The organism is Leptospira brenneri, assembly GCF_002812125.1.
GTDB lineage: Bacteria > Spirochaetota > Leptospiria > Leptospirales > Leptospiraceae > Leptospira_A > Leptospira_A brenneri.
In genome coordinates, this window is the sequence record NZ_NPDQ01000006.1 from 69,012 (window position 1) to 91,800 (window position 22,789).

Genomic DNA, 22,789 nt, shown 5'->3' on the forward strand with positions numbered 1-22,789 from the left:
ACAGTAGATGTTCCGTTTTTTCCTAGTCAGCATCTCCCTTGTAACGACGATTTTTGCTCAATCTTCTTCTGACAGGTTGGCTTTCGCTTTTCGGAGCCAGGCTTCTCTTGACCCCTTACGTATGATTGTAGTGGGTGAGGTTGTTGGGATTGAAAAAGCGAGTTATTATGAAGTGGATACACTTTCCCAAGAGTTGGAAGTGGACACAAGGCCAGATACAGTGACTATCAAAGTCGCCGACCCAAAAGGGATCCGCGTAGGCCAAACTTTGTATCTTTTGGAAAAGAACCAAGACCACAAAACATTTCGTGATGGAAACATTGTGGGAATGATTACGGTAAAATCCGTTTACCAAACTACTTTTTTTGGATGGCAGGTTCGTGGGGAAGGATACCTGCGTTTGATTGAAGACCGCCCTGTAACAGCTGCAAGACTACTTGATACAACGAAATACGATGAAGCTTTTATGGCAAAAAAGAAAGGGGACCATTTTTTTGCCAAAGGACAAATGGACGAAGCCCTCAGAATGTACAAACATTCTGTTTCTCTTGACCAAGGATCACCTGATTCACATTATGCGCTTGGAAAAGCTCATTGGAAAGATGGAGAAGGTTACGTATCCACTGCCTTTGAATATTCTATGGCTTGGAAAAATCGGGAAAGATTTTCTAATCCCCAAGAGAGATTATTATTCCTTGTTGATTATTTACGATTTTTAACTTTTTATTTCAAAGTAGAAGGTAAAGAAAATAAAAAACAATTAGATCTAATGCCACAAGTGGCAAAAGAAGCTCGCAATTTGTATCCAAAAAACTATGAAGTTTGGTTGTATAGTTTTGAAACCTCTTTCCTGAATTTACTCCATTCAAACCTAGCTGATGCGGGTGTTGATGGAAGAAAAAAAAGGGAAGAGTGGGCAGAACGTTCGGAAGAATATTTAAAAAAGGCCTATTCCCTTAGAAAATCTGATTATTATCTTCACAAACTTGCTTGTGAGTTCTACAATCTAAAATGGAAAGAAATGCGCGGTTCTACAAAAGAAACAGAATATAGGGATAAACTTGTGGAACACGGAAAGTTGTTACGCCTTTATTATACGGGGGAAACAACTTTATCAGAAGACCTACTCAACGCGATTCGGCTTGCGGAAAAACAATCTGGATCATTCTGAGAGAATTTTCATACTCTTTTCAAAAAGATAAGATTCTAAATACAACATATCGTCTGGGGCGGAACTGAAATAGTTTACCCCTAGGTGGTAATGATCACCTCTATCCAAAAATCGAATGATTTCTCCACGAATGATCATGGTTCGATCCTTACTTAGAGGGATAAACATTTTAATGATATTGTGACGTTTTAGGTATTGGAACAAACGTTTGTCATAGATTTCAAAAAGAAGTCCATCGAGAGAAATATCCACAACCTTCGTTGTAGACTGCATGGTTTCGTAACTTCCATGTTGGATGGCAATTTTTGTGAACACATAACTGATGATTTCTGCTAATTCAAAAATATAAACAGCTTGGTTATGGGAAATTGTAAATCGATCCATTGCAGTGGAATTTACTTTGATAAATCCAACAACATCTTCATACAAACGAATGGGGGTGATGACATAGGAAACATAAAAGTCTCTCGATTCATCTTTTCTCATGGATTCAAAGAATTCTAAAGCAAATTCTTCCCCAAATTCTTTTGTCATTTCTTTGTATTCGTTAAAATAATTAAAGAGGACATCATCTCCTGGATCATTGATATAGGAAGTGATGCGGTTACAGTCAGGAATATAAATGGACTTACCAGTCCTTAGAATGGTTTTTTTGACAAAGTCTTCATATTCAGTTAATTTTTCATCTGGTTGGAAAAAATGAATTTTGTAGTCTTTGGAAATCCGTTCGATGGCCTCTGTTAACATCACATTGATGAGTTTACTGTCGGGTCTATCCTTTCGTACTTCTTTCATTAGGTGAGGGAACCTACTTTCTGCATAAAGGTTTTTCCCAACTTCCCTAGATCCCCCGGTCAAACTTCGAAAAAGAATGATAAAGTTCATAAACAAATCATCTACCGGGATTCGTTTGTTTGTCCTTAACTGATAGGATTGTAATTCGGTGGGAGTTTTGATAACGGTTCTTTCTTTTTGAATGTCAAGAATCACTACCTCAAATTGGTAGTTGATGTTCATCACTTCAAAACGAACCCGAGCTCTCCTAGATCCCTGTTCCACCAAATCAGGAATCATCAGTGTGACTGTATGTGCTTCAATTTCTTCCACAGCAGCCACAACCGTGTCTTCCTCATAAATAAATTCGAATTCTCTGTTATCGGCTTTGAGATAGTAAAAGAGGTGTTTTACAATATTGACATCAGATCCAATGATGGTTTCTTCAAATAACGATTCTAAAATCGTTATGAGTTCCTGCATCGAATCTGTTCTACCGATAGCCATACTTAAATTATCGATTTTTGGAGTGCGAAAATCGATTTTCTCTCCCGGAAAATGTGATAGGAAACGACAGAATACGCCGAAATGGGAAGTATATGGAACTCACTCTCCCCAAACAAGTTAATCCTGAACTATTGCCGATGATCCGACAAGGACTTCTCAGTCCAGAGAAACTAGCCATTCTGACCGAGTTGTATGCGATTGTGGAGCGGTTTGCGGGTTCGCTTTATACGGATGAGGTGACTCAAAAGAAAATTTTGGAAAAAACAGGATCTATCCCTGACCTCATCACTTGGGGTGATTATTTCCAAACAGAAGTAGCATCACGTTATTTTTTAGAATCGGAAGATTCACTCAAGAGAATTGTGGATACCATTCGTTTTGACCTAATCTCTGCCCATTTGATCTTCAGTGGAAAACCGGATCATTACAAAGATAAAATTAGAGCAGAGGTTTTGGTAAGCAAAGGCATTGATTCCGCCCTTCCCAATCAAAATCTAGAAACACAACACCTAGAAATTCTCCTTAATTACTTCGAAAATATGGAGATCGGGAACAAACCTTTATCTTTACAAGATAAAGCCTGGTACGAATCCTTTCAGATAGATGAAATCGCGATTTGAAACCAAAGAGTATGAATTTCTAGAAATTGAATCCCGTGATACTGAAGATGGAAAGATTGTTTCCATCTTCTTAAATAATCCCACTTCCCGCAATTCCATGACTTGGAAAATGGGGGAAGAGTTCGCAGACCTCATTCATTCCATTAAAAAAGAAAAAGTCCTTCCTCGAGCCGTGATTGTCTCTGGCAGAAACGATGTGTTTTGCGCTGGAGGTGACTTGAATTTATTAAGATCCTTCTCTGAGAAATCATTTTCACAAAACAGACGTGACATGAGAAAGTTCTATGGTTTCTTTTTATCCGTTCGTAAACTCCCCGTTCCAGTCATTGCAGCAGTCAATGGACATGCGATCGGTGCTGGTCTTTCTTTAACCTTTGGTTGTGATTTACGAATTTTTGCCGAAGAAGGGAAGTATTCTTTCAATTTTGTAAGACTAGGAATTCACCCAGGTATGGGTTCTAGTTATCTTTCTCCTGAACTACTCGGAAAAAGTTTAGGAGGTAGGTTATTGCTTACTGGTGAAACTTTTGATGGGAAGTTTGCTAAATCATGTGGACTTGCTTTGGACTCTGTTCCTAAATCAGAAGTGTACACTCGTGCAATGGAACTTGCTTTGTCCTTGACGAAAGCTGCACCACTCGCCTTACAAGAGTTAAAGAGAAATTTATACTCCTGGAAGCAGCTGGATAGTGCCCTAAAAAAAGAAGCAGAATCTCAGGCGCGGAACTTTATTTCGGACGACTTTAAGGAGACGATCAAAAGTATCTTAGAAAAGCGGGAACCAAAGTTTACCGGTAAATGAAAAATTTAGAAGGTTTCTAGATTTATGACTCGACAAGGATTTTTTAACAGGTTACACCAAAACTAAAATGGCGGAACTTCCACTCAATCCTGATTGTTTTGCATGTGACTATAAAAATCACAATGTCTTACACTGTGCTGCGCATGAAACCATAGAAAGGATCAATGCAGGCAAAGACTTTACTGTCTTCCCCAGAGGAAAACACCTCGTTACTGCTGGGATAAAAGCAGAAGGGTTTTTCTTCATCAAAACTGGTCTTGTCAGAAGTTATGTTCAACTTGCGAGCGGCAAGGAACAAACCCTCCGTCTCAGTGGACCTGGAGATTGGGTTGGGTTTCGGGATTGTATTTCAGATTCTGTTTCTCATCACAACGTAGTTGCTGTGGAAGATACTCATGCATGTTACATCACTGGGGCTCTCATTGATGCTCTTGTAAAAGATGATATTAATTTTCAAAAAGAAGTCTTCAAACAAATGGCTAAAGAATGGCAGGAGATGGAGGAACATGTAGTTTCTCTCGGAACCAAACAAGTCCATGAAAAATTAGCAGAGATCCTCATCGTTCTAGACAATGCCCAGGGACGCAAAAACCAAGTAGAATTAAAAGTCACGAGGGATGTTCTCGCCACTTTCATTGGTACCAAAACGGAAACCTTGGTTCGTGCGCTTTCTGACCTCAAAGCACGAGAATTTATCTCTGTGGACAAAAACCGAATTGATATCCTGAACAGAGAAGCATTGTATTCCCTTTCAAAAATTGCCTAAATTTTTTCTCCGGAACTATTAAGCCCTTGGATCGGATTTCCGATGGTAGAAGTGATTGATAATCGAGGTAGGGTCTGTTGCCTGATTTTACCTTAAGTCACTCCCGGGGGGGCTTTCCGAAAGGATTCCCCCTTTTTTTATTTCCCTTGTTTCTTTCTAAGCAATCTAAATTCTGGAAGTTACATGAGTAGAAACCGAAGCCAGGGTCCAAGTTTATTTGGGAATCCCATCCTTCATCCCCTGAATGTCATTCTCATCATCAATTGTCTTATTTTTTTTCTCCAATATTTTGCTAACCAACAATTGATTTATCGATTTGGTTTAACACCTGATTTCGTGTTAGGTGGTGCTATTTGGCAAGTATTCACTTATGGGTTTTTGCATGCAGTAGAAATCATCCCATTTCACTTACTTGTGAATATGTATGGTATGTACATGTTAGGAACCAATATCATTCCTATCATTGGTAAAACTAAGTTTACGATTCTTTATTTTGCCTCACAAATTGGTGCAGGAATTTTTGTGGTTCTCTCTGCCTATTTGAATGAAGTATTAGGTGGCAATCTTCCTTTTTTAGAATCTATGACCACACAAACCATTGGAGCCTCTGGTGCACTTTTTGGAGTATTGGCACTCTTTGGAATTTTTTATCCGAATGCAGAGCTCTTGTTATTTATTTTCCCCGTTAAGGCAAAAAACGCGGTTTGGGTTTCTCTCATCATTGGGTATTTGATTTCCCAATTTGGAAATGGAGCTATTTCCAATACTTGCCATTTGGGTGGAGCACTAACAGCATTACTTCTTTATAAATTGTTTCAAAAACAAATCAAACCAGGAAGTTTGCCTTACATTCCAGGACTTGAATGGGAAGCTCCTAAAGATTCCAAGAATCAGTCCAAACCGAAACCAGCTGTCATCGAGGATCTTTTCCTCGACCAAAAAAAATCCAACGAAAATCTTTTACGTCAGATTGATTCTAAAAAAGACAAACCATCAGTAATAAATTATTTACAAGGTTTGCAAGTAGCAGGTGCCAATATTTGTCCTCCCTCTACGTATAACACCGAGGATCCAATTTGTTTGCGTTGTGAATGGTTAGCAAATTGCGCGCTTCGTAAGGCAAAAGAGTAATTTTTCGTCTAATTCCTTGACAGTCTCCTCAGATAGGGATAATGAAACAATGCCTGTAGAAAAAAAATCCTCAGTAGATGAGGTTTTAAAACGCGAAAAACTAGCAAAAGAATTCGAAAAAGAAAAACGTAATTCCGAACAAAAAGCGATCGAACAAGCAGCTGCTAAATTGTCAGCACAAAGTCCTGAAACAACGGAAACTTCCAAATCATCGAAATTCATTACCAATATCGATATTGCCTTCTCTCAGGCAAAAACTGACCTTAGGTTTTATTTTTTGAATGATGGAACTTATGCAGATGATTTCAAAAAGATGTTCCAAGAGAACGAATCCTTATTCAAACGTTATGGAATCACAAGCCAAAAGTATTTGGAATACATAAGAGAGTCTTTTGATCGTTATAAAAAAATCCACGACATGATGCCTCTTGATCCCATGAAACCCAAACATTTTAAGTATGTTGAAGACTCCATCGCAGAGCTTGTACGGATGTTCAACCAACGTTTTGGGAAGTAAATTTCCCGCACGGATCCGTTTTTCAAAAATCATAGGATTTCCCTAAAAAACTGAGAAGAATTTCCCGGCCAGTTGTTGGTATTTTTAGAGGGACTTCTTTGCAAGAACATTGGAAACGCATTCTCATTTTTTCGGTCATTGCCATGGTTTATATTTTCTGGGTATTTGTAGGTTATGATTTAGCCGGGGTTTTGGGCCTCGCCTCGTAATCCTCTCCCACATTCTCTCTTGACACCTGGGTTTTCTGCCAAACATGCTAGGAATATGGTGGAATCAAGAAAGACATCCGAAACAGACATCCGGTTGGACTTAAATGTCCGAGGAACCGGGGTCTACCAGTTTGATACAGAAATCCCGTTTTTTGAGCATATGCTCTCCCATATTTCCAAACACGGTCTCATCGATATGGATTTGAAACTCCGGGGAGATATTGGAATCGATTGCCATCACTCGGTGGAAGATACCGCCATCCTTATGGGTCAGATGATCCACACACAACTCGGTGACAAAAAGGGAATCTTTCGTTACGGTCATTTTACCTTACCTATGGATGAGGTACTTACAACCGTTGCAGTGGATCTTGGTGGAAGATTTTATTTTAAATACTCTGGTCCTCCTATCGATGGAAAGTTCGGAATTTATGATGCGGAACTCACGTTAGAGTTCCTTCAAAAATTTGCTCTCAATGCGAAGATGAATTTACACGTAGTGGTGCACTATGGTGAAAATCGTCACCACATCCATGAGTCTATTTTTAAGGGGCTCGGCAAAGCGTTACGACAAGCAATTGCTATCGATTCCCTGGCCAAAGATCAAATTCCTTCCACAAAAGGAATGCTCGAGTGATCGCAGTTTTAGATTTTGGAATGGGGAATATCCATTCCTTACTCAAGGCAGTTTCTTTATACACAACAGATTTCCAGTTCACAAGTGATATCGAAACAGTAAAAAAAGCTGATAAAATCATTTTGCCTGGTGATGGTCATTTTGACAAAGCCATGCAAAATTTAAATGGAGCTGGGTTTTCTTCAGTTCTTAAAGAACATGTGGCGGCAAAAAAATTCTTACTTGGGATTTGTATTGGCTATCAGGTGTTATTTGAGGATTCTGATGAAACTTCAAAACCAGGAGCAACCATTCCTGGTCTCGGCCTTATCCGTGGAAAAATCAGAAAGTTTGAAGGAAAACCAAACTTGAAAGTTCCCCATATGGGTTGGAATAAACTTTTCGATATCAAAGCAAAAAATACAAAGTTACTCAAAGGAATTCCGAATGAGTCGTTTATGTATTTTATCCATTCTTACAGGCCTGTCGGAGTAGATCGTTTGGATATCACGGCTAACTGTCATTATTATGGAGAATCGTTCCCTGCCGTTGTGGAAAAAGAAACTGTATTTGGAACTCAGTTCCATCCTGAAAAATCAGATACAATAGGACTTGGAATCCTAAAAAATTTTATAGAACTTTAATATGTTAGTATTACCTGCTATTGATCTTTTGGATAACGAAGCAGTTCGTTTACTCCAAGGAGATTATTCTAAAAAAACTGTTTATTCTTCTGAACCTGAGAAAATGATCCAGGTATTTGAAGAACAAGGTGCCACACTCATTCACATTGTTGATTTAAACGCTGCCAAAACAGGAAAATCAGAAAACGAAAAAGCAATTCGCAAAATCAAAGACAAATGTTCTGTTGAGCTTGAGTTAGGTGGAGGAATTCGTTCCATCGACAATATGAAATTTTATGATGGCCTCGGGGTGTCGCGGTTCATTTTAGGAACTGTGGCTGTGGAAGATGTTTCCGTTGTAGAAAAGGGTCTCAAAGAATACGGCCAGGACAGAATCGTGATTGGTGTGGATGCTAAGGACGGTTATGTTCGTACCAAAGGTTGGGAAACCAATTCTGGAATCAAATACACGGAATTTTTAAAATCAATGTATGAGATGGGAATCCGTCATGTAATCTTTACGGATATCTCAAAAGATGGGATGATGGCAGGGCCAAACACAGCGGTCTATTTGGAGTTGTTGTCCCAGTTTCCAGATTTACAGCTTGTGGCTTCGGGAGGAGTTTCCTCCGTCCAAGATCTAGTGGATTTGTATGATGCTTCTAAGGGCAAACTCTTTGGAGCTATCACAGGAAAAGCCATTTATGAAGGAAAATTAGATCTAAAAGAAAGTATCAGGATTCTAAGTAAGAAGAGGGATGAAAATTAATGAATCGTAAGAATTTAGCATTAGCAGGAGTGATCGGTGGAGCCATTGGACTCATTGTCTCTTTCCTATTAGCAATTGAGTATTTTGGCATAGGAACCGAAAATATTGCCAATTCCGCATGTTCTGCATTAGGTGGTGGTGATTCCTGCTTAAAAGTAGCGGAGAGTTCTTATTCGGCAATCCCCGGAGTTCCTTTTCTAGGGAATGTTCCTATTGCCTTACTTGGTTTTGGTTTTTATGGGTTACTGACTTATTCTTTCTTTTTGATCACTAGAGCAAAAACAAACGAAGAAGTATCTAAAACGATCTCTCTTCTTTTCCCTGTTCTTGTTTTAGGATTTGTTTTAGATTTGGTTCTCTTTGGAATCTCTGTTGGAATCATCGGAACTATTTGCCAACTTTGTTTCGTAACTTATATCGTCACGATTGCCCTTCTTACGATTTTATTTCTACTTTGGAAAACAGAAGGAAAACCTGCTCTAAACATTCCTTCGGCCTTAAAAGAAGGAATCGCCACACTAGGTCTTGTTTATTTCTTCAGTTTTTCTTTAGGATTTGCAACAAGCAAAATGTGGGTGAATAGCGCAAGTTCCAACACTCTGGCAACTTCCAAAGGAATGGATTCTGCAGAAATTCAATCTAAAGTTGCGGCGTATTTTCAAGAGCCTACACTTGGAATCCAAGTAGCTGGATCACCTTTTATTGGTAAAAAAGATGCACCGATAACAATTGTTAAATATGCTGATTACAATTGTGGTCACTGTTTGCATACAAGCCATATCTTACACACCGTCCTTTCTGAATATGACGGAATGGTTCGGGTCGTTTATAAAAACTTTCCATTGGATGGGTCATGTAACCGTTTGATGCAACAACCTAGACCGGGTGCCACTTCTTGTGTGGCTGCCATTGCTGCTATTTGTGCTGATAAACAAGGGAAGTTTGAACCGATGTATCGTGGACTTTACGATAACTTAGAGAAGGGTGTAGCACATTCTGGCTCTAGTGTTGTGAACTTGGCAAACTCCATTGGATTGAATGTTAATTCGTTGAAAGCTTGTATGGCATCTAGAGAAGCACAAAATCAGTTGAATGCAGAAATTGATGAAGCAGAAAAGTTGAATATCCAATCCACTCCTTCCCTTTATATCAACGATAGAAGGATCGAAAGTGGAACTCCAAATCCAATTTTCTTAAAAACACTTTTGGAACAAATCATCCAAAAGATGTAATGATTTTAAACTTTAGCACCTAATTAATACTTAGGTGCTAAACGAATGGGTCCTTCTTGTAAAAGAGAAGGATCTCCCGCACGGTCCAACTCCCAAGAATTCAAAACGGTATTGTCTTTTGTATGTAAGGCTGGTCTTAGGCTTAAGATAGAGTTTCCTTTTTTGTAGAGAGATCTTCTTCCGTAAAACCAACCATTCGTTTCTTCAGAATGAGTGTTCTTTCCATATTCGCCACCCATCTCAAAACTAATTTTTAAATCTTCTGCAAGTTTAGAAAACATGATTGGATCCATGGAGATTCCATGGTCAGGTCCTTCTAAATTTCGATCTAAGGTAAAATGTTTTTCAAAGACAACAGCACCTAAACTTACGGCAACAGAGGAGGCAAGAGTTCCATCTGAATGATCGCTAAAACCCACAACATACTCTGTTGTATCCAAATAGAAGGGAATCGACTGAAGATTTACTTTGTTTAAAGGAGTTGGATACATGGATACACAATGAAGTAAACATATTTCAGCTTTCTCTTTTCTGAAAAAGGAAATTGCTCTTGTCACTTCTTCTGGCAGTGCAGCTCCCGTAGAAACAATCAGCGGTTTTCCTGATTCGGTGGATTTTTTGAGTAAGGGTAAATTAACAATATCACCAGAAGCGATTTTTAAAACAGGAACATCTAGTCCACAGAGTAAATCGACGGCAGACTCACAAAGAGGTGTGGAAAAAAAATCGAGCCCTAGGTCCAGTGCTGTTCTTTGGAATTCTTTATGTTGTGATTCGTTTAATTCGTATTGTTTGAAAATATCAAAAAGAAATTTTACATCTGGATTGGAATTATCAATAAACTCTTCCGTTCTGTATGTTTGAAATTTAACGGCATGGGCTCCAGATTCCTTTGCTTTGGCAATGGTTCGTTTTCCAATTTCTAAATCAGCATTATGATTCAGTCCGATTTCTGCGACCAAATACGGTGCAGAATTTCTAGTAAGAGTTTTTTTCCCAATATGAAAATCCAAGTGTAACCTTCTTTACTTCATTGTCGGCAGTTTAAACAAATCCTAAAATTTTTCCCAATTGAAAAATGAGAAAGGAGGAAGTAACGGCAAGAGAAGTCATATATAAAAATTGAACCACCGGCCAAAAGATCGTACCTGTTTCTTTTTTTGTTACCGCGAGGGTGGACATACACTGGCTAGCAAAAGCAAAAAATATAAGTAAGGAAAATCCTGACAGTGGTGTCCAAACCAGAGATCCATCTGGCCTAGTTTCTTTGCGAAGGGTGGCTCGTAAGGATTCACTTTCTTCATTCTCTTCTGAGCCATATAGCACTGCTAAGGTGGAAACCATCACTTCCCTGGCCGCAAAAGATGTGAGAATCGAGATCCCAATTTTCCAATCAAACCCCATTGGTTCAATTGCTGGTTCTATGGTTTTTCCTATGGTTCCAATGTATGAAGTTTCAATGGGACTAGTTTTCCATTCATTATCTTTGTATTCCGCTGGGAAATGACTGAGAAACCAAAGAAGGACAGAAATATATAAAATGATCTGACCGGCGGAAGATAAAAATGATTTCACTTTTCCATAAACTGTATGAAATAAACTTTTGATCGACGGAACATTGTATCTGGGGAGTTCCATCACAAAATAAGAGGCATCTTCTTTAAACACTGTTTTGCGAAATAGAAGTGCAAATCCAAAACTAGTGATCATTCCCAAAAAAAACATAGAAAACAAAACAAATCCTTGGACATTGAAGATTCCAAATATTGGTGGAAAACTAAAAACAGTTCCAACGATGAGAATATAAACGGGATACCGTGCCGAACACATTACGAGGGGCGATACCATAATCGTTGTAAAACGATCTGATTTATTTTCTATGGTTCTCGTTCCAAGGATGGCAGGGACGGCACAGGCAGCAGAGGAAAGGAGCGGGATAAAAGATTTTCCAGATAACCCGAACTTCCCCATAATTCGATCCATAAGAAAACTTGCACGTGCTAAGTATCCAGATTCTTCCAAAATTCCAATGAATAGAAATAACAAAGCAATTTGAGGAATGAATACAATGACACTTCCTACACCACCAATGATCCCTTCTGTGATGAGTGATCTTAGTAGGCCATCACTGAGAAATGATTCCACTAATGATTGTAAGTTTGTAATCCCCGATTCAATTAGATCCATCGGGACTTCAGCAAAACTAAATAAACTTTGGAATAAGAGTCCCATCAAAAGAAAAAAACAAATAAATCCAAGAATTGGATGTAATAGAAGTTTATCTAATTTTTCTTCAAAGCTTCCAGGTACGGATTTAGGATAAGTGATGGCTTCAGACAAAACCTTTTTAATCAGAAAAGATCGGTGGATCATTTCTTCTTGGTAATAAAAAAGATATCCTTTGCCTTCAACCTCAGAACGTAACCAGTTTCTTGTTTCTTCTGGGAACCTAAGAAAATAACGTTCTTCACTTAGGTGGGGATCTTTGTTTAAATATTTTAAAGACTGTGATAAAAAGAATTCTGCTTCGTTTGTTTGGATTCCCAGTTTTTGTTTTGTTTTGTTTAAGAATGATTCTTCTTTTGTTCCCCAAGTCCACAACCTAGATTGTTTTTGAAAACTATTCGGATTTTTTAATACTTCTTTTAAGGAATCGATTCCTTCTCCTGACTTTGCATTGACAAGAATAAACGGAAGACCAATAGATTTTTTTAGTTTCTCTAAATCGAGTTGGATTCTTTTTTTCTCAAGTACATCTTTCATTGTAAGAACAACAATGGTGGGGACCCCCATATCGATAACTTGTAGTAAAAATTGAAGACCTCTTTCTAGATTCAAAGCATCTAAAACATAAATGACCTGTTCTTCTGGTTTTCTGGAAAGTAAAACTTCGTAAGCTATTTTTTTATCTTCTGCAACTCCACCGAGGCCGTATGTCCCTGGTAAGTCGGTGATGATCCAGTCGGATCCATTTAAGTTAAGAGTTCCTTCTCTTTTTTCTACAGTCACTCCACTGAAGTTTCCTGTTTTTTGTTTGAGGCCTGTGAGTTGATTGAAGAGGGTTGATTTCCCACAATTAGGATTCCCAACTAAATAAATTTTTTTATCTTTCATGTTTGTTTGATTTTGACTTGAATTGCCTTCCCGTCATTCGTCCGTAGTGCAATCGTTGTTCCGCTTAAAACACAAATCATCTTCCCTAGAAGTAAGGATTTGTGTTTTAAAATGATTTCTGCTCCTGGGAAAAAACCAAGTTCGAGTAGTTCTGTCAACATGGGTCTTGGAAGTTTTTCTGAATCTAAGGAAACGATTTCTGCAATTTCGCCAATTTTTAAATCTTTTACAGTCATTGGTTTTGTTTATGAGATAGCAAATTTTTGTGAATCACGGAACAAGTTAATTTCCGGAGCCATCGATTTCACGTATCTGTCGAAGTATAACATTTGTTTCATGAGCAGGGCAAACTCTCTTGGGATTTTTAATCCGTTTTTTTCTGCAATTTCCTTCATCTCATACATAATCCGATTCACTTTGGATTCGTCAAACATCTCATTATCAGTTAAATGCACATAAACAGATTCTAATTCATTAAAAACAGAATCGAGTTCCTTTGCAAGGACTGCTGGATTAACACCGCTGTCTGTTGAATCCATTTCCACTAGTCCTTGTGCCACTAAAGTTGGTTCACCAATCCCAATTCCTTGTGTGAAAAGCATTAACCCCTTCCAGATTTTAGGAGAAATCCTTCCAACAATTCCAAAGTCGATAAAACCGATGGTTCCATCTTTTAGAATCATTAAATTTCCTGCATGAACATCTGCATGAAAAAAACCTTGGTTGGATAAAGAAGAAAACCAAATTTCCAATGCATCACTTAGAACCTTTCTAGGATTGTTTGTGAATTTACGAAGTCCCGCTTCATCAGTGATGGGCACTCCATAAAATCGTTCCATGGTCAAAACCTTCTTTGAAGATAAGGTATGATACACTCTGGGAACTCTGGCTCTTGATTCTTTAACTCGTAATAAATAATCTTCAAACTCTTCGATGTTCTTTGCTTCTTGGATGAAATCAATTTCTTGTAAGATAGAGATTTGGAACTCTTCAAACATAGCAGTCAGTCCCGATTTTTTAAATTCAGGAGCAATGAATGCGAGAATTTTAGTTAAGATTCCTAAAATCTGCATGTCGGTTTTTAAAGTTAGGTGGACATCTGGCCTTTGAACTTTGACAACTACATCGAGTCCTTCTTTGGTAACGGCAGCGTGGACTTGTGCAATAGAAGCAGAGGCAAGGGGAGTTTCTTCAAAACTATGGAATAGGGTTTCTAGTTTTCCACCCAATTCGCGTTCTACGGAGGAACGGACGTCTCGGTAAGCAACGGGCCTTACCGAATCCAAACAGGCTTGCATTTCCTCTACATACTCTTTTGGGAAAATAGAAGGAGCACTGGCGATGAACTGGCCAAGTTTGATATAAGTGGCTCCCAGATGAGAAAACGCTTCCCGGAGGGTAATTGCGATTTCCCTATGATTTGGCTCTCCCTTTGCCAGTTGGGCGAGGATCCCAAATGCCTTGGTAGTGAAGACAAAACTGGAATGGGCGACTCGAAGGCTTGATTGTAGGCCAAAAGAAACTAGTTCAGAAAGGGAATCCATACGCCCTAATTTGAGACCTAAATCGGGATTGGAAACGAGAAAATCCGCTTCGCTCCTACAATTGAAATAGAGTTGCAGGATTAGGTCTCGAACAAAAACTTATCAAATCACACCCATGAGCCAAGAAACTGTCCTGTACCAAGAGTTAGAGAAACTCGATCTCAACGAGATCAAAAAAATCGCCAGCCTTTGGAACATCCAAAAGATCCCGGGAAAGGACAAAAAATCGACCATTTTGGGTCTCATGGAGATTTTCCAGGACGAATTCTACTTAAAAGGGGTTCTGGAAAAGTTCACCCCCCTCCAAGTCAATATTCTGACTTCTATTTTAAAGAACAAAGGGGTCATGACTCTTGGGGAAATTTCCAGAAAGGTCAACATTCCACCAATCAACGTGGAGATGGAACTTAACGTTCTCAGAAAATACTATCTATTATACCAAAGAAAGAATCGTGAACGTTTAACTAATAATTTAGATAAATACCATACTTATGATGAATACTTAAGACTCATCAAAGTAGAAACAAATCCAAAAGGTGAGAAGTTTAAATTCTCTATTGAGAAAGCTTTACACAAAGCCACACTCGCAGAACTTCCGGAAGAATGGAAAGAAGCTGTTGGTGCCAAAAAAGGCGAACACATTGAATCATTCTTAAAGAATGCTCTAGAACAAGAATTTCTTCAGAAACTAATTGAAGGGCTTTCTGATTTTGATAAAGATATACTGCACCAGATTTACATTCATGGTGGTGTGATTGAAGCAGATACAATCCGCAATTACATCACTGTGAACAGAGGTAAGTTTGAACAAACCATTCCTCATCTAACTTCGCTTTATTTGGTTCGCGACTTATACTATGTAGAAGACAAATTCATTCGAGTGATTGTCATTCCAAAAGAAATTTTGGATCATCTACAATTTTCTCCTATTTTACCTCCTGTAAAAAAAGGAACTCGTGTTCGTCAGGAAAAAATTTCTGCAAATGGTCTCGATTTTTTCTTAAACGTAAAAAAACTAATCTCTTATATTTCGCGTAAAGGTTTGAACCTTGCTAAATCAGGAAAAATCAAACAAGCCGATCACAAAAGAACGGAAACAGAACTTTTATCTCCTGATATCGAAATTTTTCCAGAGAAAAGCCAAGTATATCAAATTGAACTCATCCTTCCTATCTTAAAACTTTTAGGATATGTTGATATCAAAGGTGAAAACGTAATTCTCATCCAAGAGACTGATGAGTTTTTAAAGAAAGATATCTTTGAAATCATGAAACTTGTGATTCACGAAGTGAATGAAGCAAGAACACGTCGTCTAAATCCTGCTGAAGTATTTACTGCCACCGAAGTTCCGTTTTACGAAAAAGGAATTTTAGACAAAACTGTAAAACTCATTATGGCGCATGGAAAGATCAACACATCTGTGATCTTTTCACATATCATTCGTGACCATTTGGTTTTTTCTCCTACCTTCCAAATCAAAACTTACGAAGAAGATTTGGCTGATTTACGTAAAGAAATCATTTCTGCTATTTTTTACTTACAACTGTTTGGTCTTATTGAAGTAGAATACCCACAAAGAAACTTAAGTTTGTCTGAACTGGGTGCACATTACTTTAACCATGAAGCATTGGTAACCGTCACAGAAAAAGGTGGAATTACCATCAACCCAGACTTCTCGATCATTGCTTTCCCTGATCGTGTGTCACTCAATGGAATTCATTTATTAAAAGCTTTCTGTGAATTAAAAGATTACGACAGAGTATATACTTTCCTTCTTACCAAAGATAGTTTCCAATTGGGAATTTTACTTGGTTATGACAAGGAAACCTTCGTTCATTTTTTAAGAGAATCTTCGAAAGCGGACCTTGCACAAAACTTACTCTTCTTACTAGATGATTGGGGTAACAACCTACCAATCGTGACCATTACAGAAGATTCAGTTCTCCTTAGAACCAAAGATTCCCAAGTGATGGAATTACTTCTTGGTCAAATCAAAGGGAAAAAGTTCGTATTGGAAGAGGTGAGCCCAACAGGAATCATCATTGAGAAGTCGAAGGTGATGGAAGTGATCGCCATTGCAGAAAAACTAAACATGATCATTCGATTGAACCGGTAATCAAAGTTTTTCTGATTCCCCTTAAATGAAAAAAGACCAACTTTTGTTGGTCTTTTTTTGTTAGGTGTAGATAATGTTTGAGATTTTCTTTATTTTTTTTCACCGACAGTGAGTTCTGGATCAGTGATTTTGATTTTATTTTTGAAATCCCACTTACGAAACGGAGAGACCGCATCCAGACGTTCTTGGGTCACAAAAAACAATCTTTCCCCGTATTTAACAAGCCCACCCTTATAATAAGCATATTTCGTTTTGTGGTCTACTGTTCCCACTTCCACGACCTTATTCCAATCTTCGCAGGTTTTTAAAGAAGGTACCTTTCTGAGATACAATTCCTTAATCGAGTTTTCTTTCACCGCATCGCGAAGTATTTTTTCCCATTCCATATTCGAATAGCCTTTCTTCCCTTACCTAAATTTCAATTTCATTTTTCTTTTTATGAGATAGTATACGAGGTGGACTGCGGAAAAATACAAAAAATATAAGAAAAATAGCCATGAACCGCCAAGGACTGGGGCCGAATTGGATAAACGGAGTGGTTCTTCCCTTTTCCACAGTTGGTAAATCTAGATACCCGATGGCTTTTTGGAATGTTTGTAAATCTCCCATCATCTCTCGGCCCCATGGATCAAAGGCTGTGGTGATCCCTGTGACTGCAACGCGAACCACTGGTCTACCCGATTCGATCGAACGAAGTCTCCCTGCTCCTGCATGTTGTTTTGCTTCCGTCTGACTTTCAAACCAGGAATCATTGGTGAGATTGAGAATGAATTCCGAAGGAGAATGTCTGACTACATTTCCCACAAAATCAGGATAAAGAATTTCATAACAAATGAGCGGACTAAAACTTAAGACCTCTCCTGTTTTTGTTTGGAAACCTAGAGCCTCTGTTAGTTCTCCTGGAATGTGGTTACTTGTTTCTGGAAAAAGATTTCTTAGCCATGGGAGTTTTGTTTCCCAAGGCAAATACTCTCCAAATGGTAATAAAACTTGTTTGTATCTCCTTTCCGAAACAAGAGTGATGGGATGAAGGATCGTGAGTGAATTTCTAGATCCTAAATCCCAAACCAACTCATTAAAAACAAGAGGGGTATTGCTGATTTGTACTAAACTTCTTGTGATATCCACAAAACTTTTGCTATACGTGGAGTTTGGATTTTTAGAATCAAGAGTCCCTAAAAAAGGAATAGAAGATTCTGGTAAAATGAGTAAATCAATCGGTTTCGATGCATTCCGAATGGCTTCAAGCCCAAGATCATATACGGATTGGATGGTATTTGTCATCCATACTTGGTCCTCTCGGATTTCTCTTTTCGCATAGGAAGTGTTTGGTTGTAAGAGTGCGAGATGGATGTTTGTTCCTTGGGGAATTGTTTCTGCAAGAAAGTATAAGTTTAGAGAGAAAAAACAAAAAATAGGAAAAAGGTAAGGGAAGTAACTTTTGATTCCTTGTTTGGATTTTAGAAACATCAAATATAAAAGCGAAACTGAGAGAATAGAAACAAATCCCAAAACTTCTGTTCCAAACTTTGCCATTTGCCTCCAAAGGATTTGGTTTCGAAACAAATCTCCCCAATACACAGGAAAAACCATGGGACAAATCCAATCAGAAACTAAAAATAAAGAGGGTAGAAGGAGTAAAAAGAAATCAGAGTTTTTGACTGTTCTGTTTTTAGTTACAAAGACAGAACCAAAAAAAACAACTCCTACTTTATAAAAAGAAACAAGAGCATAAACGATAAAGAGTAGAATGGAAATTCCCATCCCTTGACCAGATATATTACGAATCGTATTCCAGATCCAATAGAAACTGGTAACAGTCACGAGGCTGGAAAAGAGAAGTGTTGCAAAGAAGGTTTGTTTCCAATTGGATTTTTCTGTGAGTAGTTTTGTGAAGTACAACAAAAGAAAAACGCAGAGAAACCCCGCGGAAGCAAATCCGAAGGGTTCTAGGGCCAAACTAAAAAGAATAGCAACTGGTAAGAGGAGTAAGAGAGGGTATTTAATTTGTGGAATTTTTGAGTGTTTTCTCATATTCCATTCTTCTTGAATATTCCTCTGCTAACTCTTTACTGCCTAGTGTTTGGATTCTAAGATCCATTAATTTCTTTTCGCGTTCCGAGTCGGATAGATTGGGATAGTTTTTCAGGAAGTTTTTTTCCTCAACTTGTAGTTTGGAAATTTTTTCCTCTTCTTCCTTCATTTCTTTTAAGACTTTTTCCATTCGGTCATTTCCGTCTTTGCCAAAGTAACGAATCCGAACTTCTTTTTCTTTGGACTCACGTTCTTGAGGTGAGAGTTTAGAAAGTTCATTTTGTCTTAGATCCATTTCGGTTTCGAACTTATCAAACTTTGGTTCTCTTGCCGTCACTGCATTGTAATAAGAACCAAAGGATTTTTTACGATAGTCTTCATACATCCGAATCCGATCATCAGCTTTTATGTTTTTGGTTTCGTCTAAAAAGTTTTTTCTATTGAAACTGAAATCTGCTGTTGCTTCTTCCAACCCGAATATCAGTTCTGCATCTTCTTTGGCAAAATATTTCCTACGAAGTTGTTTGATTTGTTCGTATCTTTCTTGGTTAGAATAGGATTTGCTAGAAGGATCCAATTGGACCATTGCTTCTTCATATTTTAAATAATTGGAAAGCATTGATACCAGTCGTTTTGCTTCTTCCCCGCCATATTCATTTTGGAGAAAAGCTTTGATGTACTCATGGCATTGTTCTCGGGTGCTACCTTCTGGACATTGCCTACGAAGATTCCAAAGTTCAGAAACAAAATTCAATTCACCTGATTTGGCTCGTGAGATGATTTCATCAAAACGGAGGAACTGTCCATCTGCTGAAAAAATGGTTTTTGCGGATTCTAAATAAAAGGGATCGACGGAAAATCCATCACTTTGGGTGCGAAAGTATGATTCTGCTTTGTCGTTTGGATTTTCATCTGCATGGGTCTCCAATTCTGCAGGAGAGGCAATTCGAAAAACGATATAAATTAGGAGAAGGGCTCCAATGGCATAACTAAGGTAACGTAAATTTTTAACATTCATGGGAGATGGTATCGTAGTAAAGGATGGTGATTACTTCTGAAAACAAAAAAACCCAAGCAGTCGCTTGGGTTTCCTTAAAAAACTTCAGGTTTGATTACTGATTTGCCTTCATGTTAGAAGCCATATTTAGATAGAAACCTTCTACGTCATACCAAAGGCTTCCTGAACGAAGAGTGTTGGATACTTGTAAGTGGTCAATCCCTGTAGTGAAGATTCCGTAAGAAGGTCCACCTTTCCAAGTTCCCCATTTTTGTGAAGAAAGTGGAACGAGTCCATCGTTTGTGAAACCTTGTCCTTGGAAAAGTCCACCAGCTCCACAAGCAGGGTGAAGGATTCCCATAAGAGGGTGTTGGATGAGGTCAGGGATAGTGATCGAAGATCCGTAAGAGAAATATTTCACACCTGATTTGTTTGGAGTGTATCCGTTGAAAGAAGCGAGTCCTTCTTTAGACAAAGAAGCTAAAGCTGCGAGAGCATTTTGTTGGTTCGTTCCACCGTAAACGAGTTTTACAAGAGTTTCCACAACACTTGCAACAAACGGTTGGATCCAACTAGGAAGAACAGTTTTTACGATGTCAGCAATTGGGGAACCGTAGTGAGGAGTGTTGAGAGTGGTGAGTGTTGCTGTGCGACCAGAAAGTCCTAAGTTAGAAACCATATAACGGCTATCAAGACCACCTTGAGAGTGACCAAGGATGTGGAATTTTCCAGAGTAGTTGGTTGCTGCAGAATAAGTAAGGATGGCAGCTTTTAATTCCTGAGCTCGCACTTCGTTAGAGTTTGCGGCAGTTTTTCCTGGAGCAAATACGGTTGCACCTTGGCTTCTGAGGTAATCATCTGTTCCACCCCAGTAGTTTACGATGCTAATGATTCCGCCTGAGTTTTCGCCCCAACCAAAAAGACCATGAGAAAGGATAATAGGATAAGTGCCTGCGAGTGGTTTGGAAGAAGAGCCTGAGCTAGCGAGAACGGGACTTGCTAACACGACTGTGATAAAAATGGCTAAAAGACCTTTGCGAATCATATTTATTTCACCTCTGAATTTTCTAAGATAAAACTGTGTCAATTTGCCTTATTTGGGGCAAGGATATTTTTACTACAAGATTGAAAAAAAAATGCTCTTTATCTAAATTGAACATCTTTAGTTATAAGTTTTCATTCATGGATGTTTCAGAATTAGTTTCTGAGGTTTGGATATTGGTAAGTGGAAACGTGTGTCTTTTTTCGCTTATTTTTACAGTTTAACGAAAGTTTGGTGAAGAGAATTATGAATAGCGAAATGTCTTTGTAGAAATTTCATTCCACTCGTTTGCGGTAGCGGATATAAAACCGATCAAACGAAGACTTATCCCAAAATTTGACTGCTTCTTCGTTTTGTAAAATGGCCCTAAGTTCAATTGCGGGGATGGACTTTTCTTTGCACCAAAGATCTACATCCTTAAGGAGTTCAGACATATATCCTTTTTTCTTTTTACCAAGTTTGGTAACTGCAAGATCGATAAATAAACTTCTTTCTTCTTCTAGGTGGGGTTTTTCTTCCACTCTGCCAATGAGTAAAGAAACAAGTTCGGAATCTTCAAAGAACCCGCGCATATATACTTTGCCAGTTCCGATCAGTTTAAAATAGATATCAGTGAATTTGGTTGCCGCTCTTGGACGGATACGGAAAAGACCATCTAACTCAAGTTCGTTTACTTTTCTGTAGAACTGGTTTACGAGTTCGATGGTCTGGTTTCTATCGGATTCGGAAAGGTCTTTTATCACCTAAACCATTCGATTGATGAGGTAACTTTTCAGTTCTGCGACAGGGATTCTTTCTTGTTTCATCGAATCTCTTTCGCGGATAGTGACGGTTCCATCGCTCATGGTATCGTAATCCACTGTGATACAAAATGGGGTTCCAATTTCGTCATGGCGACGGTAACGTTTTCCGATCGCTCCACTATCATCATAATCCACATACCAATGGTTGCGTAGATCTGCATAAATTTCTTTGGCTTTGGCATCGAGTCCGTCTTTTTTCATTAGTGGGAAAATTGCCACTTTCATGGGACTCACTCGTTTTCCAAAACGAAGGACTGTTCTCACATCATCCTTTTCTAATTTTTCTTCTTCGTAAGCATCACAAAGCACTGCAAGGAAAAGGCGGTTGAGGCCGAGTGCTGGCTCTACAACATAAGGTAGATATTTTTTCTTTTGATCCAAGTCATGATACTTCAAATCTTCAGAAGAAAACTTTTCGTGTTGGGTGAGGTCGTAATCCGTTCTAGAAGCCACACCCCAAAGTTCGCCCCAACCAAAGGGATATTTGTATTCAATGTCGCTTGTGGAATCACTATAAAAAGAAAGTTCTTCTTTTTCATGTTCACGAACGCGAAGGTTTTCTTTTTTTAGTCCTACCACATTCACAAGCCAGTCCATGCAGTAGTCTACCCAATACTTAAACCATTCTTTCTGTGTGCCTGGTTCACAGAAAAACTCCATCTCCATTTGTTCGAACTCACGAGTGCGAAAGATAAATTGGCGGGCCATAATTTCGTTTCGAAAGGACTTTCCAATTTGAGCAATTCCAAAGGGAACTTTCTTCCTAGCAATTTGGGTTACATTCTTGAAATTAATAAAGATCCCTTGTGCTGTTTCAGGTCTGAGGTAGATATCCGTGGCTCCTTCTTCTGAAGCACCATGGGAAGTTTTGAACATCAAATTGAACTGACGAGCATCGGTAAAACTTCCTACAGTTCCACAAGTGGGGCAGGCATAGGCTTTGTCACGGATGGTATTTGTGAGTTCTTCTAAACTTTTCCCAGTGGCAGCACCTTCCCCTTCTTTATCTTCTAAAAATTTATCAACACGGACTCTTGTTTTACATTTTTTACAATCCATAAGAGGATCATTGAAGTTAGAAATATGACCAGAAGCTTCCCAAACGCGAGGGTGGAGGAGGATAGAGGAATCGAGTCCCAAAACATCATCCCGTCTGTGAACAAAGTATTCCCACCAAAGTCGTTTTAAATTGTTTAATACTTCAATTCCGTTCGGACCATAGTCAAAGGTATTGGAGAGGCCTCCGTAAATTTCGGATCCGGGGAAAACAAAGCCCCTTCTTTTGGAGACCGCGACTATGGGTTTAAGCGACTGTTCTTCTTTCTCTTTCGGCTGTGCCATATCCGCCAAATTTTTTGTTTTCCATGAAAATTCAAAGTATTTTCCTTGAGATAAGACTAAA

At 38.6% G+C, this 22,789-nt stretch carries 22 protein-coding genes; 11 read left to right on the plus strand and 11 right to left on the minus strand.

From position 1 onward, the window contains the following. Positions 1–7: 7 nt before the first annotated feature. Positions 8–1,171 (plus strand): tetratricopeptide repeat protein, encoded by a 1,164-nt coding sequence (locus tag CH361_RS13475; protein WP_100791340.1) that lies wholly within the window; start codon positions 8–10, stop codon positions 1,169–1,171. Here CH361_RS13475 and CH361_RS13480 read toward each other — a convergent pair. Then, complete coding sequence (locus CH361_RS13480) at positions 1,163–2,452, minus strand: PilZ domain-containing protein (RefSeq protein WP_100791341.1); 1,290 nt, start codon at positions 2,450–2,452, stop codon at positions 1,163–1,165. The two genes, CH361_RS13475 and CH361_RS13480, sit on opposite strands and share 9 nt — an antisense overlap. Positions 2,453–2,544: 92 nt before the next feature. Between CH361_RS13480 and CH361_RS13485 the strand changes: the two genes are divergently transcribed. From CH361_RS13485 to CH361_RS13525, 9 genes are all read left to right on the plus strand, one after another. Further along, on the plus strand, positions 2,545–3,072 hold the full coding sequence (locus tag CH361_RS13485; RefSeq protein ID WP_100791342.1) for a hypothetical protein: 528 nt from the start codon (positions 2,545–2,547) through the stop codon (positions 3,070–3,072). Beyond that, positions 3,056–3,874 carry an enoyl-CoA hydratase/isomerase family protein gene (locus CH361_RS13490; protein WP_100791343.1) on the plus strand — a complete coding sequence of 273 codons (819 nt, stop codon included), beginning with the start codon at positions 3,056–3,058 and terminating at the stop codon, positions 3,872–3,874. Before CH361_RS13485 ends, CH361_RS13490 begins: the two co-directional genes overlap by 17 nt. A 67-nt stretch (positions 3,875–3,941) precedes the next feature. Further along, positions 3,942–4,640, plus strand: coding sequence for a Crp/Fnr family transcriptional regulator (locus CH361_RS13495; RefSeq protein WP_100791344.1), 699 nt, complete (start codon positions 3,942–3,944; stop codon positions 4,638–4,640). Positions 4,641–4,823: 183 nt separating this feature from the next. Beyond that, positions 4,824–5,771, plus strand: a complete 948-nt coding sequence (locus tag CH361_RS13500; protein ID WP_100791345.1) for a rhomboid family intramembrane serine protease — start codon at positions 4,824–4,826, stop codon at positions 5,769–5,771. A gap of 49 nt (positions 5,772–5,820) precedes the next feature. Then, positions 5,821–6,288, plus strand: coding sequence for an LIC11177 family protein (locus CH361_RS13505; RefSeq protein WP_100791346.1), 468 nt, complete (start codon positions 5,821–5,823; stop codon positions 6,286–6,288). 264 nt (positions 6,289–6,552) lie between these two features. After that, positions 6,553–7,134: an imidazoleglycerol-phosphate dehydratase HisB gene (gene hisB, locus CH361_RS13510; RefSeq protein WP_100791347.1), complete on the plus strand. Its 582-nt coding sequence runs from the start codon at positions 6,553–6,555 to the stop codon at positions 7,132–7,134. After that, the gene (gene hisH / locus CH361_RS13515) at positions 7,131–7,757 is read left to right on the plus strand and encodes an imidazole glycerol phosphate synthase subunit HisH (RefSeq protein ID WP_100791348.1); all 627 of its coding nucleotides are present in this window, start codon (positions 7,131–7,133) and stop codon (positions 7,755–7,757) included. Before hisB ends, hisH begins: the two co-directional genes overlap by 4 nt. A 1-nt stretch (position 7,758) precedes the next feature. Further along, the gene (gene hisA / locus CH361_RS13520) at positions 7,759–8,505 is read left to right on the plus strand and encodes a 1-(5-phosphoribosyl)-5-[(5-phosphoribosylamino)methylideneamino]imidazole-4-carboxamide isomerase (protein WP_100791349.1); all 747 of its coding nucleotides are present in this window, start codon (positions 7,759–7,761) and stop codon (positions 8,503–8,505) included. Next, positions 8,505–9,737, plus strand: coding sequence for a vitamin K epoxide reductase/DsbA family protein (locus CH361_RS13525; protein ID WP_100791350.1), 1,233 nt, complete (start codon positions 8,505–8,507; stop codon positions 9,735–9,737). Before hisA ends, CH361_RS13525 begins: the two co-directional genes overlap by 1 nt. A 23-nt stretch (positions 9,738–9,760) precedes the next feature. On the opposite strand, the gene CH361_RS13530 is transcribed toward CH361_RS13525, so the two are convergent. The 4 genes from CH361_RS13530 to CH361_RS13545 are packed head-to-tail and all read right to left on the minus strand — an operon-like array spanning position 9,761 to position 14,395. Continuing rightward, positions 9,761–10,750: an N-acetylneuraminate synthase family protein gene (locus CH361_RS13530; protein WP_100791351.1), complete on the minus strand. Its 990-nt coding sequence runs from the start codon at positions 10,748–10,750 to the stop codon at positions 9,761–9,763. Positions 10,751–10,781: 31 nt separating this feature from the next. Next, the gene (gene feoB / locus CH361_RS13535; RefSeq protein ID WP_100791352.1) at positions 10,782–12,851 is read right to left on the minus strand and encodes a ferrous iron transport protein B; all 2,070 of its coding nucleotides are present in this window, start codon (positions 12,849–12,851) and stop codon (positions 10,782–10,784) included. Beyond that, positions 12,848–13,087 carry a FeoA family protein gene (locus CH361_RS13540; RefSeq protein WP_100791353.1) on the minus strand — a complete coding sequence of 80 codons (240 nt, stop codon included), beginning with the start codon at positions 13,085–13,087 and terminating at the stop codon, positions 12,848–12,850. The genes feoB and CH361_RS13540 overlap by 4 nt, the downstream gene beginning before the upstream one ends. Before the next feature lie 9 nt (positions 13,088–13,096). Next, positions 13,097–14,395, minus strand: a complete 1,299-nt coding sequence (locus tag CH361_RS13545; RefSeq protein WP_100791354.1) for an ABC1 kinase family protein — start codon at positions 14,393–14,395, stop codon at positions 13,097–13,099. Between the two features lie 115 nt (positions 14,396–14,510). On the opposite strand from CH361_RS13545, the gene CH361_RS13550 reads away from it, so the two are divergent. Then, positions 14,511–16,511: a helicase gene (locus CH361_RS13550; protein ID WP_100791355.1), complete on the plus strand. Its 2,001-nt coding sequence runs from the start codon at positions 14,511–14,513 to the stop codon at positions 16,509–16,511. Positions 16,512–16,600: 89 nt separating this feature from the next. On the opposite strand, the gene CH361_RS13555 is transcribed toward CH361_RS13550, so the two are convergent. From CH361_RS13555 to CH361_RS13580, 6 genes are all read right to left on the minus strand, one after another. Next, on the minus strand, positions 16,601–16,897 hold the full coding sequence (locus CH361_RS13555) for a hypothetical protein (RefSeq protein ID WP_100791356.1): 297 nt from the start codon (positions 16,895–16,897) through the stop codon (positions 16,601–16,603). A 25-nt stretch (positions 16,898–16,922) separates the two neighbouring features. After that, the gene (gene lnt, locus CH361_RS13560) at positions 16,923–18,545 is read right to left on the minus strand and encodes an apolipoprotein N-acyltransferase (RefSeq protein WP_100791357.1); all 1,623 of its coding nucleotides are present in this window, start codon (positions 18,543–18,545) and stop codon (positions 16,923–16,925) included. Further along, positions 18,514–19,563: a lipase secretion chaperone gene (locus CH361_RS13565; RefSeq protein ID WP_100791358.1), complete on the minus strand. Its 1,050-nt coding sequence runs from the start codon at positions 19,561–19,563 to the stop codon at positions 18,514–18,516. The genes lnt and CH361_RS13565 overlap by 32 nt, the downstream gene beginning before the upstream one ends. 94 nt (positions 19,564–19,657) lie before the next feature. Then, positions 19,658–20,584, minus strand: coding sequence for an esterase/lipase family protein (locus CH361_RS13570; RefSeq protein ID WP_425268688.1), 927 nt, complete (start codon positions 20,582–20,584; stop codon positions 19,658–19,660). Between the two features lie 275 nt (positions 20,585–20,859). Next, positions 20,860–21,327, minus strand: coding sequence for a GNAT family N-acetyltransferase (locus CH361_RS13575; protein WP_100791360.1), 468 nt, complete (start codon positions 21,325–21,327; stop codon positions 20,860–20,862). Further along, on the minus strand, positions 21,328–22,728 hold the full coding sequence (locus CH361_RS13580) for a glycine--tRNA ligase (protein ID WP_165782270.1): 1,401 nt from the start codon (positions 22,726–22,728) through the stop codon (positions 21,328–21,330). Between the last annotated feature and the right edge of the window lie 61 nt (positions 22,729–22,789).

Excerpts from the sequence above, each read along its gene's own strand:
- CH361_RS13500 (WP_100791345.1), top strand. The coding sequence starts at position 4,824 with ATGAGTAGAAACCGAAGCCAGGGTCCAAGTTTATTTGGGAATCCCATC.
- feoB (WP_100791352.1), bottom strand. The coding sequence starts at position 12,851 with ATGAAAGATAAAAAAATTTATTTAGTTGGGAATCCTAATTGTGGGAAA.
- CH361_RS13480 (WP_100791341.1), bottom strand. The coding sequence starts at position 2,452 with ATGGCTATCGGTAGAACAGATTCGATGCAGGAACTCATAACGATTTTA.
- CH361_RS13485 (WP_100791342.1), top strand. The coding sequence starts at position 2,545 with ATGGAACTCACTCTCCCCAAACAAGTTAATCCTGAACTATTGCCGATG.
- CH361_RS13495 (WP_100791344.1), top strand. The coding sequence starts at position 3,942 with ATGGCGGAACTTCCACTCAATCCTGATTGTTTTGCATGTGACTATAAA.
- CH361_RS13555 (WP_100791356.1), bottom strand. The coding sequence starts at position 16,897 with ATGGAATGGGAAAAAATACTTCGCGATGCGGTGAAAGAAAACTCGATT.
- hisB (WP_100791347.1), top strand. The coding sequence starts at position 6,553 with ATGGTGGAATCAAGAAAGACATCCGAAACAGACATCCGGTTGGACTTA.
- CH361_RS13525 (WP_100791350.1), top strand. The coding sequence starts at position 8,505 with ATGAATCGTAAGAATTTAGCATTAGCAGGAGTGATCGGTGGAGCCATT.
- CH361_RS13475 (WP_100791340.1), top strand. The coding sequence starts at position 8 with ATGTTCCGTTTTTTCCTAGTCAGCATCTCCCTTGTAACGACGATTTTT.
- CH361_RS13545 (WP_100791354.1), bottom strand. The coding sequence starts at position 14,395 with ATGGATTCCCTTTCTGAACTAGTTTCTTTTGGCCTACAATCAAGCCTT.
- CH361_RS13540 (WP_100791353.1), bottom strand. The coding sequence starts at position 13,087 with ATGACTGTAAAAGATTTAAAAATTGGCGAAATTGCAGAAATCGTTTCC.
- CH361_RS13580 (WP_165782270.1), bottom strand. The coding sequence starts at position 22,728 with ATGGCACAGCCGAAAGAGAAAGAAGAACAGTCGCTTAAACCCATAGTC.
- hisA (WP_100791349.1), top strand. The coding sequence starts at position 7,759 with ATGTTAGTATTACCTGCTATTGATCTTTTGGATAACGAAGCAGTTCGT.
- CH361_RS13565 (WP_100791358.1), bottom strand. The coding sequence starts at position 19,563 with ATGAATGTTAAAAATTTACGTTACCTTAGTTATGCCATTGGAGCCCTT.
- CH361_RS13490 (WP_100791343.1), top strand. The coding sequence starts at position 3,056 with ATGAAATCGCGATTTGAAACCAAAGAGTATGAATTTCTAGAAATTGAA.
- CH361_RS13550 (WP_100791355.1), top strand. The coding sequence starts at position 14,511 with ATGAGCCAAGAAACTGTCCTGTACCAAGAGTTAGAGAAACTCGATCTC.
- lnt (WP_100791357.1), bottom strand. The coding sequence starts at position 18,545 with ATGAGAAAACACTCAAAAATTCCACAAATTAAATACCCTCTCTTACTC.
- CH361_RS13505 (WP_100791346.1), top strand. The coding sequence starts at position 5,821 with ATGCCTGTAGAAAAAAAATCCTCAGTAGATGAGGTTTTAAAACGCGAA.